This is a genomic window from Anabaena catenula FACHB-362 (assembly GCF_014698735.1).
Taxonomy (GTDB): domain Bacteria; phylum Cyanobacteriota; class Cyanobacteriia; order Cyanobacteriales; family Nostocaceae; genus Anabaena; species Anabaena variabilis_A.
Map to the genome: position 1 here is coordinate 20,204 of NZ_JACJTQ010000057.1, position 12,022 is coordinate 32,225.

Genomic DNA, 12,022 nt, shown 5'->3' on the forward strand with positions numbered 1-12,022 from the left:
TGAAGTTCCTATGCCGGGAAACCCGGCTACGATGAACTTTTCGCTGCGTTTACCTCCGCGTTCCTCTGCGTTTAAAACTTAAAAGGAGAAATTTCCCAATGGATAGTTCTATTAACCCCGAAGAATTGCATCATGTCAGCCATGAACATGAACACGACGAAGAAGGCAATAAAATGTTTGGTTTTATTGTCTTTCTCTTATCTGAAAGCGTCATTTTCTTAAGTTTTTTCGCTGGCTATATTATCTACAAAACCACAACAGTTAACTGGCTCCCTGCTGGTGTTTCGGGACTGGAAGTTACAGCACCGACAATTAACACAATTATTCTGGTTTCTAGTAGCTTTGTAATTTACTTTGCTGAAAGATGCCTACAACGTGACAATTTACAGGGATTTCGCCTATTTTTGTTAGCTACAATAGCAATGGGTAGCTACTTTTTATATGGTCAAGCTGTGGAATGGAGTGAATTAGAATTTGGCTTCACTTCCGGTACTTTTGGCGGAATGTTTTACCTGTTAACTGGTTTTCACGGTTTGCACGTTTTGACTGGGATTTTGTTGCAGTTGATGATTTTGATTCGTTCTTTCATTCCCGGTAATTACGATACTGGTCACTTTGGTGTTAATTCAACTTCGTTGTTTTGGCACTTTGTTGATGTGATCTGGATTATTTTGTTTCTGCTTATCTACGTTTGGCAGTAGGGAAAGAATAGTCCTGTTAGTTTCTACAACCGCCCGGAAATCAATTTCCGGGCTAATAGCGAAAGTGCGTTTTAACGCACTCTGATTAACTAAAAATCAAAATTTATTCTGGAAATAAAATAAATAGACCACAAATAGTCGGTTTTAACCGACTTTAGCTTTTAGACAGGGAATTTATTCCCTGGCTATATATTCTTATTATATTCTACATTTTATACTCTGTATTAATTACTTTACAGTTTTATAAAAGTTAATATTAACAACCTGCACTGGTATTTCATCTGCTGTCAAAGTCACCACTTTACCATCTCGCAAAATACTAATAGATTCTCCTAACCTGCGATGTCTTTCTATAGCATTAGCAATAGCAAACTTCGCACCTGCATCTATTTTTCGATGTAACTCTGTAGCGGGAACTTGAGATTTATGATCTTGCTGTAATTTGATTCCAGATTCCGTATTCATAAATTATCACTTCCTTATCAATACCCGATTCAGCCACCAATTGAGGTTCCTTACCAGAATTATTATATACTATTCAAGTATCATACAAAGGTAAAGAAAGGTCAGTTAGGTTTCTGCGTCCACGTTCATAGCGTCTGCGGATGATATCTTCTGGAATATTATGACCTCCACTTGCTACCCATCTGCTTACCCTAGATATTGCTAATTCTGGAGTTTCTAACCAAAAGTATATTAAGTTGATTATATAACCTTGATTTTTACATTCTCTAATAAAACGCGCAAAATTGCGAGCAGCTAAAGTTGATTCAAAAGCAAACTCAGCTTTGTCATAAACAAGAGTTTCTAATCTTTTCAACATTAACCTTCCTGCTTCAATAGCTACATATTCAGCATTGAAAGGAGAAATACCCGCTGCAATTTTATCAGCATTTACATATTCAAATACTTCTAGAAAATATGGGAGAATTTGCAAAGGTATGGTAGTTTTTCCAGAACCGTTTGCACCGTAGATGATAATGTACAGGTTAGGCATGGTTATGGTAATATATATTATTAATATCCCAGGATTTTAAAAGAAGTCGGTAATCTGGATTTTGGATTTATTAATTTTAACAATTGAAAGTTACAAACATGATAAATAATCAACCTATTTGTATTTCCTTATTTACAGGTGCTTTTGGCTTAGATTTAGGTTTAGAACAAGCAGGATTTCATACAGTCAGTGTAGTAGAGAAAGACCGGGATGCGACAAAAACAATTGCTCTCAATAGACCTGAACTTCAAGAAAGTGCTATTCCCAGAGAATTAGAAAAAGTCAGTTCCCAAGAGTTACTTGAGGAAGGAGGAAGAGTTTTAAATTTAGGTCGCGCTTTACGGGTTGGTGAGGTAGATTTAGTCACTGGTGGTCCCCCTTGTCAACCATTTAGCACCGCAGGAAAACGCGGTTCAGTTATGGACCCTCGCGGTAGTTTATTTATGGATTTTATCCGGATTGTTAAAGAAGTACAACCCCGCTTTTTCTTGATGGAAAATGTCAGAGGTTTACTTTCTGCTTCTCTTCGTCACAGACCAATTAACCAACGGGGAAAAGATTATCCACCTTTAGAACTTGATGAAATAGCTGGTGCAGCTTTGAAGGTAGTTTTAGTAGAAATGAAAGAATTAGGCTATAACGTAGTTTACAACCTTTTAGAAGCAGCAGATTATGGTGTTCCCCAAAATAGATTACGTGTAGTTTTTATTGGTTCTAGAGATGGTGAAACTGCTACATTTCCTCTAGCTAAATATAGCAAAGATGGTAAAATTTTACCTAAATGGCGGACTTTAAAAGATGCGTTAATAAGTTTTGTTGATGTCCAACCAGAATTTATTGGTTATTCAGAAAATCGTCTGAAGTTTTTAAGATTATTACAAGCCGGACAAAATTGGAGAAATTTACCAGAAGAATTGCAAAGAGAAGCAATGGGAGGTGCTTATAATTCTGGTGGGGGAAAAGTTGGTTTTTACAGAAGATTATCTTGGGATAAACCTTCACCGACTATCACAACCTGTCCCCATCAAAAAGCTACAGATATGTGTCATCCTGTAGAACTGCGTCCTTTAACTGTGCGCGAGTCTGCAAAAATTCAAACTTTTCCTGATGATTGGATTTTTTATGGTTCGGTAACTTCTAAATACAAACAAATTGGTAATGCAGTACCAGTTTTACTTGCTAAAGAACTTGGTGATTATCTGTTTAATTTAATGCGGGGAAATCAACCAAAAGGAAAAGCAGTAGCTGAACAACTCTCTTTATTTTCTCTATAGAATTTACTTTGCTGCTAACTCTGCAAAAGCTTTATCAATTCTCTGTAACATATTTCTCACATGATTCTCAATTAGCTCATATTCAAGATGAATCATATCCCAAAATTCCCTACCAGCTATGCGAGGGATTTTAGAATCGTTGAATGTCCATCCACCTAAATTAAAAGCGGCTATAAATAAGGGATAATCATGAATCCCTAATTCTTTTTTAGCTCTATTTGTTTGCGAACCAGTCAAAGTACCTTTTAAAGTTTTTAACTGTGCAAATTTAATTTTTTCATCTGTTAGTATAACAATATCTATTCCCTTGATTTTAATTCCAAACTCAAATTCAGGTACAAGTACATAAGGGCTAATATCAGCTATTTCTTCCCAGAGTTGCCCCATTTTTGTGCTAAGGCTTCTTGTAACTGAGTTACTAGTTACCAGCAATTTTGCTCCACAGAGTTCAAAGAGATTTTGGGGGTTAGGATGATGCTCAAGTATTGCACTTTTCTTTTCAAAATCTGCTTTTAACCAAGTAATAAATTCATCAGCGAATTTATCTGTTTTATTGCTGATTAACTTGGATTGAGTCTCTAATTCTAGAATCGAGTAATTATCATTGTCTTTTTGAATTTGATAATCAAAATATCCTGATGCTATTGAGTAAATAATTTTTCCGTATTTGTATGCTATGTGCAAATCTTCATCGGTTATATGAGTAACATCAATTAATGACGCATGATGTAAGATTAGTTCTTTCCGTTCTTGTATAGAAAGTGGTATGAGAGTTTTAGCCTCTAACTTGGTAGACATAAAAAGATTATAATAACCTGTTCGAGGCGCATTTAGCAAATATTTTGATTACGCGACATTTATAGTCAATTACCTATGATTTTTTATAAAAAATCATTTAGAAAAGTGTGATCATCTAAAAAAGATCACACTCCCTAAATTACGCCTTCATCAAAGATAAAATAATCCCAACTAGTGAACCTAAAATTAGTCCTATACTACTCAAAGAACTGATAGCAAAACCTACCCCACGCTTTTCTGCTGCTTGATAATATCCCCAAGCATAAGCAATACGTCCTATTATCCAAGTTGTACCGAGAACAGAACCCCAAATAGGACTAACGTAAACAGAAAACAACCATAAAGCAGGTAAAAATAAAGCAAGTTGTTCTAAGGTGTTTTGCTGAACCCTCAGCACTCTTTCAAAATCAAGATTTCCTGTGGTTTGTGGTACGGGAACTTGATATTTTGCTCTAGCTCTACCAACGTTAATTGTGATAACAAAGTAAAGTATGAGCGCGGATACGGTAACTAAACTAGGAAAAGGAGACATAAATCAAAATTCGAGTACATAGGCTGATAATGACACATTTAACTTCATTTACTTGCCATTACCAGTAATTTTGTCATAACTGAGATTGGGGATAGTTTGTAATTGCTGATCTAATAATGCTTCGCGATCGCAATCACCAGACTGGAAAATATTTAAAATATAATCAGATAACAATCTTGAAAGCGGGCGATGGGACTCGAACCCACGACATTCTGCATGGGAAGCAGACATTCTACCACTGAATTACACCCGCAAGTTGGAATTATGTCAATTAATTCTAGATGATATTATATCATAATTGAGCAAAATCTCAGAAGAAGCTTAATTTATTTATATATTTTTTATCCTCCCCAAGGATAGATGAGGAAAAATTGAGAAGGATAATGTACACTTAATCCAATGGGAGTCTAAAGCACCAACGTCTCTGACTATACTCACTTCTTGCTATACTCACTTCTTGATTCCATGCTCTTCATAAACTTTCAAAGCTTTGCCCTCCTGAGGAAGCGATCGCTTATTTTGCCGATAACACCCCGGTTTGGCTGGCACCAGAACCTTTATCCATAGCGAAACCGAGGACTTTATATTGACCGAAATTTCAGCAGGTGAACTCGATTATACAAAATATATACCCTGAGTATCAAGTATGTTCAATACAACTGAAATTATCATTAATGCTTTTGTAAATCAAATTCGAGAGGGCTATCAACGCACCTACGGGAACTTAAAAACTGATTATCAAGACATCATTGCTTGGGCTGGTAACATGGCATTGGAAAACATTGCCAACAGTGATGCCCTATATCACAATGTTGAACACTCCGTTCTCGTCACCCTTGTTGGACAAGAAATGTTGCGTGGTAAACACATTCGAGAAGGTGGTGTTTCCAGCGAAGACTGGTTACACTTCATTATCTCCTTGTTGTGTCACGATATCGGCTATGTCAAAGGAGTTTGCCGCGAAGATATAGAATCAGAATCCCTATATGCAACAGGGCAAAATGGTAACATGATTGCTCTACCCCACGGTGCTTCTGATGCTAGTCTCACACCATATCATGTAGATCGAGCCAAACTGTTTATTGGTGAACGGTTTGGTGGACACACTTTAATAGACGCTGAAGTCATAAAGGTAAATATTGAATTGACTCGGTTCCCTGTACCAACAGCAGAAGATCATCAAGATACCAACCACTTTGCCGGTTTAGTACGTGCTGCTGATTTAATCGGGCAATTAAGTGATCCACGTTACTTGAGAAAAATCACTAGTTTATTCTACGAATTTGAAGAAACTGGGATGAACAAAATTTTAGGCTATCAAAATCCTGGGGATTTACGCAAAAATTATGCCAAATTTTACTGGCATGGTGTCTATCCATATATCAAAGATGGACTGCGATATCTATCTCTAACACAGCAGGGAAAACAAATCATAGCAAATCTTTATTCCAATGTATTTGTAGTTGAACATGAAAAGCAAAATGAAGACCTACTGTATTTAGTTGAGAAATTACACGCTTAAATACAGCAGAATTCAGGAGTCAGGAGTCAGGAGTCAGGAGTAAAACTGGCGAATGTGTCTAGGTTTCAATTTTGATTCTGTACCTAATTGATCTGCAATCTGCTGTATAACAGTTTGCATTTGATTCTCAGAGGATGTTTGAAAAGTATTTTTGGTAACATCAAAATCCCAGAAAACTAACTCCCCTTACCCAAAAAAAATTGGTGTTTCCAAGCCTCTTTCCTTGCAGGAGAGAGGTAAATGTTTACTTCCTACAAACGAGAACCGCCATAAAAAAATGTTATGGCAGGAGTCAGGAGTCAGGAGTAAAACCCTCTTGTAGTGAGAGTTTCATTATCAATTGATGTCCTAACCACCCTGTCCACGGCTATAAATTAATTTTGCACAGATCCTTAATACATCACCCTTAATTTGTGAAGAAAAACTATGAATTGGTGGCAGAGACTGAAAAAAAATCCCTTGGCGCGATTTGGGGCAATCTTACTGTTAGTGTTCTATTTATCAGTAATCGCAGCTGATTTCATCGCACCTTACAACCCTTATAATTCTCAGCCAAATGGTTCACTACTGCCACCAACTCGCATTTATTGGGTTTCTCAGTCAGGTAAATTTATTGGACCACATATATATCCGACAACTCAAGGGGATACAAATTTAGAAACAGGGGAAAGAAAACTAATTGTTGATTTCAAAAAGCCTTCTCCTCTAAGTTTATTTGTTGCCGGACCCGAATATCGATTATTCCAGATGAGTTTGCCTCTACCACCCAAGTGGGATGAAGTCACCATTATACCCGGTATACCCTTAAATCTGCATTTGTTTGGCTCAAATGGCGAAGCAAAATGGAATATTTTGGGTACTGATGAACAAGGACGAGATCAATTTAGCCGTCTGCTATATGGTGGTCGTATTAGTTTATTTATCGGGATTTTTGGCATCATTATTACCTATCCCCTTGGTTTGCTAATAGGTGGTATTTCCGGCTATTTTGGTGGTGTGATTGATAGTGTGATTATGCGCTTGGCAGAAGTGTTGATGACTTTCCCTAGCATTTATTTATTAGTAGCATTATCAGGAGTTTTGAGTCCCCAATTAACTAGTACTCAGCGCTTTTTACTAATTGTTGTGATTACTTCCGTTATTAGTTGGGCAGGTTTAGCCAGGGTAATTCGCGGACAAGTACTCTCAATCAAAGAAAGAGAATTTGTACAAGCAGCACAAGCTATGGGTGGTACACCAATTTATATTATTCTCCGCCATGTTTTGCCCCAAACCGCTAGTTATGTAGTTATCTCTGCAACACTGTCAATTCCTAGTTTTATTGGTGCAGAAGCAGTATTAAGTTTAATTGGTTTAGGCATTCAACAACCAGATCCTTCTTGGGGAAATATGCTTTCTCTTGCTAGTAATGCTTCTATTTTAGTATTACAACCTTGGCTAATTTTACCGCCGGCAATCCTGATTATTCTCACTGTTTTGGCATTTAACTTATTAGGTGATGGGTTGCGTGATGCTCTTGATCCTCGCAGTTTACAGAGATAGAATTCTTATAAAGTTATTTTTAACTAGGTAGCCATCATGAACTGCGTACACCAGAACCCATGAAAAAAAACTTCTTATTCCCCTCCACGAAACAGCGGGGAGGGGTTAGGGGTAGGGTCTTATTTTCAAGTCAGAAAGAAACCAAAAGACCCAACTATTGCGGAAAAATTCTATAATTATCGTTTCGCAGATTATAAAGAACAGGTAATAGATTTATTAATGAGAGTCTGTACTGTGAGTGTGGAAACAATGAATATTATTAGAGAAATGGAATAATGTCTGAATCAGGATATCCAGGATTAAAGGATGTTCAGGATGAAAGATTTTTAATGAATAGAAAATCCTGTAAATCCTTAAATCCTCCAAATCCTGATTCAGACAAAAAATAATGTTGGGTTTTCTTACGTCAACCCAACCTACGTATCTAATATCTAATTCTTGGATCTACATAAGCATTGAGAATATCAATCAAAATACTTGCACTCACAACAATTGCTCCAAAAAATACTAACACTCCCTGAACTGTGGGATAATCTCGGTCAGAAATAGCTTGATAAAGTCGATTTGCTAACCCCGGCCAGGAAAATGTCACTTCTGTTAAAATTGCTCCACCTAATAGGGAAGCAAATGTTAATCCTAATACTGTAATTACAGGAATTAAAGCATTTTTTAAGGCATGGGAGACTAAAATCTTATTTTCAGAAATTCCCCGCGCCCTAGCCGCTTCTACATAATCTGCTTGTAAGGTTTGCTTTAAATTCACCCGCACAATGCGCTCAAAAATTCCACTCAATAAAATTCCTAAAGTCAAACTTGGTAAAGCCAGATGATGTAAAGATATGAAAAATTGGCTGAAATTACCACTTAATAAACTATCAATTGTATATAAACCAGTGATAGTTGCAGGTGCGGGAAGATTGGGGGGAAAACGGTTGGAATTGGGAAACCAACCTAGTTGAACTGAGAAAACTAACTGTAACAGCATTCCCGCCCAAAACATAGGTAAAGCATAGGTAATGATACCAAACAAACGCCCACCAATATCAAAATAAGTCCCCGGACGAGAAGCGGAAATAGTACCCACTAAAACGCCAACAATTAGCGCTACAGCCATACTAGCAAAAGCTAACTCTACGGTTGCTGGAAAATATTGTCCAATTATTTCGCCAACATTCTGTCCTCGACTGGTTAAAGAAGTTCCTAAATCAAAACGTAGTAAATTGCCTAAATAATTGAGATATTGTAACCAAATAGGTAAATCCAAACCGAGTTGTTTTCTTAATTCTTCTTTAGCACTTTCTGGCGCACGTCCACCTAAAATTGCATCTGCTGGATCTCCTGGGGTTGCTCTCAGTAAAAGAAAAACAATCGTGATAATGGTTAATAGTTGCAGTGGCGCAAATAGCAACCGGGAAACAATGTAATACTGTAATGCTTTAGAACGAGACATATTTTTATTAATTCAAAATTCAAACTTCAACTCGTTCCTTGTCTCTGACAAAGAATGTAGTCTTGAGGCAGATCCTCACAAATTTAATCTCGTTTTTTATCTCAGACAAGGAATGTAGTCTTGAGGCTCTGCTTGATAAATTAGGATGAGGCAGAGCCTCTAAACGGCATTCCCAGCCGGAGTCTGGGAACGAGATTACACCTGTCCCCTAGTGATTATTTTTTAATTGTTTTATAAATCAGGTTTTGGGTAGGATCAATTTTGACATTACTTACACCTTTTTGGGCAAATACATAATCTTTGTTTTGCCATAAAGGAATGTAAGGAACATCAGTAACTACTTGTGTTTGAATGTCAGCAAATATTTTCTGACGCGCTTCTGGATTTTGTTCTTTACGTTGTTGATCAATTAGTTTATTGACAACTTCGTTATAGTAAAAAGAACCTTGAGTTTGGCTTCCTCCATTTTCACATCCTTTAGCAACTGAACCTTTTTCACAAGCTAAAAATGGCTGTACGTAATTATCTGGATCTAAAAAATCTGGATACCAATCAAGTAAGGCTGCTGGATATAAACCTTTGCTAATTTCTTTAAAAAAGGTAGCACCTTCTACAGTTTTAACTTCCAGTTGTAATATCCCATCCATTTTTGTATCAGCCAGAGATTTTAGTGTCTGCGCTGCTAAACTACGAGTAGGTGAACTTGCTGGATACCAAACTTGAACTTTAGCGGGATTTTCTTTAGAAAAACCAGCAGCAGTTAAGGATTTTTTAGCTTGTTCAAAGTTAGCATCACCATATTTATCTTTAAATAATGGTTGGGAAACATTGAATGTGCTGGGAATCATGCTGTAAAGTGGATCAGCTTGACCAAATAAGACCCGATCATTTAATAATGGACGATCAATTAATGATGCGATCGCATTTCTGACCTCTGGTTTATCTAAAGGTTTCTGATTGCGATTCAACACCATATAACTAACTACACTACCTTGAGCGGTAATAGCTTGCCAATCTCCTTTTTTAGCACCTTCCTCTAAACTCCGAATTTGGTCTGGTTGCAAAGATAAGTAAGCTACATCTACAGCACCAGTTCGGAAAGCATTAAACAAATTAACTGGACTAGTCTGAATTTGGACATTAATACCCTTATTGGCTGGTTTTTCACCCCAATATTGCTCAAATACATCAAATCGCAGCGAATCAGTACCATACTGCGCTAACTTATAAGCACCAGTGCCGACAAAGATATTCGGCTTAAATTTCCCAGTCCCGATTTCATAAGCTTTCGGGGAAACTGCACACACTCCCGAAAAGGCTAATAGGGAGGGAAACGCGGCAAAGGGCTTTTTGAGCTTAATTGTTAATTCATAGTCCCCTGTGGCTTTCACAGAAGCGACTGTATCGGAAAGCAAGAAAGATGGTTTACCTTTATTTTCGATAAAACGCTGGATACTAAATTCCATTGCTTTAGCGTTGAATGGAGTCTGATCATGAAACACCACTCCTTGACGGATAGGTATGGTGTAAGTTAAACCATCTGCACTAACTTTAGGTAATGCTGTCGCTAGTTGGGGCTTAATTTCTGTGCTACCTGGTTCATAGGTGTACAAGCGATCGCTCATATTGAATACTAAACCTAATGATGCCAATTCATAGGCATCAGCCGGATCAAGAGTTCTGGGCTTCGATGTCGTACCTATGGTAATGCGACCATCACCAGCAGGAGTATTGATAACACCAGTTGTTGGGGTAGTTGTCTGTGTGCGAGGGGTGCAACTAACAGCCAACAATAAACATAGACAGAACAAAGATAGGAATTTTGCCATCCTAACTGACTGTCTCATAGACAAGGAAAACCAAGCTCTTATCATTAATATTTTTTTAATCAGCAGTTAATTATTCTAGGATATATGTTTAGCTAATTACATCTTGTCAGATTGTCTTCACAAGAATAGCATCTCATCGTTGTAAAACTTGAGCAGCCGTCAACTTGAGATCAGGAAAGAGCGGAGAAACGATTAAGCTATCATTTTCATATACCTGTTGTTCATAAAAACCCTCCACCCATTCCAATACTGTCACCTTTTGGTCAATGGGATCAACAATCCAATATTCAGCAATACCCCGCGCCGCATACTCGGATCTCTTGTAGCGATAATCACGACTAGCCTGATTAGGACTCACCACTTCCACCACCAATAACGGCGGTGGCATATCCATATATACCAGTGAACGAGTAGCGCCTGCCATTGCGATCGCTAACTCTTCAGAAAAGACTACCAGATCAGGTACACGCACCCCCACTCGTCTGCTATTCACAGCTACCTCAGCCTTCATCCGCAATCTAGAGGAAGGAATTCCACAGCTTAAAAAATAGGCAACCAAAAACATTGCAATCCTTTGATTTATATCACTTTCTGAAGGCATGGGAATTAATTCTCCATTTTCCAATTCATATAAACTATCCGTACCATCGTCATAGTTGAGAAATTCCTCAAAGGTCATCTTGTTAGCAATTGCCACTGTCATTGCTTTTTCTCCCGTGGGTTAGCTTACCTTAATTATCGCTTAGTTTTTTGATCTCTCATTCTTCAATTAAGCCTCTCTCAACAACCTCACCTGCTTTTGCTGATTAAATTGAAGTTAGAAGATGCTTTGCATTAACAGGATTTGACAGTAAATATAGGACTAATATTTGATTTTTGAAATTTTACGTAGGGTGGGCATTGCCCACGATACAGCGCTTCCTGCTGTTATGAGGTACAGGGTTTCATCGCCAAGCCTGTAGGGGCGGGGTTTCCCCGCCCTCGATTGTATTGCATTCGACCGGGAACTGCTGTATCCTGGTTCTGTAAGGCATAGCCCTACCTACACTACTTAAAATTTTTCAAATATTATTTATGATTCCTATATAATGTTTCTTGCCATGATAAAAATTCGTCTAGAGAAATCAAAATAGCTTTGTTGCCTTTCTTATTACAAATAATAGTCGGTTGTACATCTGCAATAACACGATCTATCAAACCATCTAAGTCATGACTTGCCTGTTGAGTAGTCATTGCATCCATTTCATCCTCCTTTATCTGTTAAATAATTAGACATCTCCGGAAATAGCTAAAGTGTTACTGCCACTGCTTTTAAAAGTGAGATGCCCCAATGCAAAGGTAGCTGGCTGGTACGCTAAAATAAGCGTTAGAGATGCC

The 12,022-nt window shown here is 37.6% G+C and carries 13 protein-coding genes and 1 tRNA gene; 4 read left to right on the plus strand and 10 right to left on the minus strand.

Annotated elements, in window-relative coordinates; translation table 11 throughout:
* The first annotated feature begins 98 nt into the window (after positions 1-98).
* Entirely contained in the window at positions 99-701 is a 603-nt protein-coding gene (locus tag H6G68_RS23670; RefSeq protein ID WP_127054244.1) for a cytochrome c oxidase subunit 3, read from the plus strand.
* 228 nt (positions 702-929) lie between these two features.
* Here H6G68_RS23670 and H6G68_RS23675 read toward each other — a convergent pair whose 3' ends face one another.
* Together H6G68_RS23675 and H6G68_RS23680 are read right to left on the minus strand one after the other, a co-directional pair.
* Positions 930-1,166 carry a hypothetical protein gene (locus H6G68_RS23675; protein ID WP_190908840.1) on the minus strand — a complete coding sequence of 79 codons (237 nt, stop codon included), beginning with the start codon at positions 1,164-1,166 and terminating at the stop codon, positions 930-932.
* A 73-nt stretch (positions 1,167-1,239) separates the two neighbouring features.
* A complete protein-coding gene (locus tag H6G68_RS23680; RefSeq protein ID WP_242045372.1) occupies positions 1,240-1,698 on the minus strand; it encodes an ATPase in 459 nt (152 codons plus the stop codon).
* A gap of 98 nt (positions 1,699-1,796) precedes the next feature.
* On the opposite strand from H6G68_RS23680, the gene H6G68_RS23685 reads away from it, so the two are divergent.
* The gene (locus H6G68_RS23685; protein WP_190908841.1) at positions 1,797-2,972 is read left to right on the plus strand and encodes a DNA cytosine methyltransferase; all 1,176 of its coding nucleotides are present in this window, start codon (positions 1,797-1,799) and stop codon (positions 2,970-2,972) included.
* A 3-nt stretch (positions 2,973-2,975) separates the two neighbouring features.
* On the opposite strand, the gene H6G68_RS23690 is transcribed toward H6G68_RS23685, so the two are convergent.
* From H6G68_RS23690 to H6G68_RS23700, 4 genes are all read right to left on the minus strand, one after another.
* Entirely contained in the window at positions 2,976-3,770 is a 795-nt protein-coding gene (locus tag H6G68_RS23690) for a hypothetical protein (protein ID WP_190908842.1), read from the minus strand.
* Positions 3,771-3,909: 139 nt separating this feature from the next.
* Complete coding sequence (locus tag H6G68_RS23695) at positions 3,910-4,302, minus strand: MAPEG family protein (protein WP_190908843.1); 393 nt, start codon at positions 4,300-4,302, stop codon at positions 3,910-3,912.
* 48 nt (positions 4,303-4,350) lie between these two features.
* Positions 4,351-4,476, minus strand: coding sequence for a hypothetical protein (locus H6G68_RS27715; protein ID WP_277925555.1), 126 nt, complete (start codon positions 4,474-4,476; stop codon positions 4,351-4,353).
* Positions 4,477-4,483: 7 nt separating this feature from the next.
* Positions 4,484-4,555 (minus strand) — tRNA-Gly (locus H6G68_RS23700).
* Between the two features lie 393 nt (positions 4,556-4,948).
* Between H6G68_RS23700 and H6G68_RS23705 the strand changes: the two genes are divergently transcribed.
* Entirely contained in the window at positions 4,949-5,824 is an 876-nt protein-coding gene (locus H6G68_RS23705; protein WP_127054234.1) for an Npun_R2479 family HD domain-containing metalloprotein, read from the plus strand.
* Positions 5,825-6,250: 426 nt separating this feature from the next.
* A complete protein-coding gene (locus tag H6G68_RS23710; protein WP_190908844.1) occupies positions 6,251-7,366 on the plus strand; it encodes an ABC transporter permease in 1,116 nt (371 codons plus the stop codon).
* A gap of 424 nt (positions 7,367-7,790) precedes the next feature.
* Here H6G68_RS23710 and H6G68_RS23715 read toward each other — a convergent pair whose 3' ends face one another.
* The 4 genes from H6G68_RS23715 to H6G68_RS23730 form a co-directional block, all read right to left on the minus strand.
* Entirely contained in the window at positions 7,791-8,816 is a 1,026-nt protein-coding gene (locus H6G68_RS23715) for an ABC transporter permease (RefSeq protein ID WP_190908845.1), read from the minus strand.
* 215 nt (positions 8,817-9,031) lie between these two features.
* The gene (locus H6G68_RS23720) at positions 9,032-10,645 is read right to left on the minus strand and encodes an ABC transporter substrate-binding protein (protein ID WP_242045373.1); all 1,614 of its coding nucleotides are present in this window, start codon (positions 10,643-10,645) and stop codon (positions 9,032-9,034) included.
* A 133-nt stretch (positions 10,646-10,778) separates the two neighbouring features.
* Entirely contained in the window at positions 10,779-11,348 is a 570-nt protein-coding gene (locus H6G68_RS23725; RefSeq protein ID WP_190908847.1) for a Uma2 family endonuclease, read from the minus strand.
* Positions 11,349-11,713: 365 nt separating this feature from the next.
* Complete coding sequence (locus H6G68_RS23730) at positions 11,714-11,887, minus strand: type II toxin-antitoxin system Phd/YefM family antitoxin (RefSeq protein ID WP_242045374.1); 174 nt, start codon at positions 11,885-11,887, stop codon at positions 11,714-11,716.
* Positions 11,888-12,022: the final 135 nt, after the last annotated feature.

What these genes read in the sequence shown, in the direction of transcription:
- H6G68_RS23670 (WP_127054244.1), top strand. Translation starts at nt 99, where the DNA reads ATGGATAGTTCTATTAACCCCGAAGAATTGCATCATGTCAGCCATGAA.
- H6G68_RS23675 (WP_190908840.1), bottom strand. Translation starts at nt 1,166, where the DNA reads ATGAATACGGAATCTGGAATCAAATTACAGCAAGATCATAAATCTCAA.
- H6G68_RS23680 (WP_242045372.1), bottom strand. Translation starts at nt 1,698, where the DNA reads ATGCCTAACCTGTACATTATCATCTACGGTGCAAACGGTTCTGGAAAA.
- H6G68_RS23685 (WP_190908841.1), top strand. Translation starts at nt 1,797, where the DNA reads ATGATAAATAATCAACCTATTTGTATTTCCTTATTTACAGGTGCTTTT.
- H6G68_RS23690 (WP_190908842.1), bottom strand. Translation starts at nt 3,770, where the DNA reads ATGTCTACCAAGTTAGAGGCTAAAACTCTCATACCACTTTCTATACAA.
- H6G68_RS23695 (WP_190908843.1), bottom strand. Translation starts at nt 4,302, where the DNA reads ATGTCTCCTTTTCCTAGTTTAGTTACCGTATCCGCGCTCATACTTTAC.
- H6G68_RS23705 (WP_127054234.1), top strand. Translation starts at nt 4,949, where the DNA reads ATGTTCAATACAACTGAAATTATCATTAATGCTTTTGTAAATCAAATT.
- H6G68_RS23710 (WP_190908844.1), top strand. Translation starts at nt 6,251, where the DNA reads ATGAATTGGTGGCAGAGACTGAAAAAAAATCCCTTGGCGCGATTTGGG.
- H6G68_RS23715 (WP_190908845.1), bottom strand. Translation starts at nt 8,816, where the DNA reads ATGTCTCGTTCTAAAGCATTACAGTATTACATTGTTTCCCGGTTGCTA.
- H6G68_RS23720 (WP_242045373.1), bottom strand. Translation starts at nt 10,645, where the DNA reads ATGGCAAAATTCCTATCTTTGTTCTGTCTATGTTTATTGTTGGCTGTT.
- H6G68_RS23725 (WP_190908847.1), bottom strand. Translation starts at nt 11,348, where the DNA reads ATGACAGTGGCAATTGCTAACAAGATGACCTTTGAGGAATTTCTCAAC.
- H6G68_RS23730 (WP_242045374.1), bottom strand. Translation starts at nt 11,887, where the DNA reads ATGGATGCAATGACTACTCAACAGGCAAGTCATGACTTAGATGGTTTG.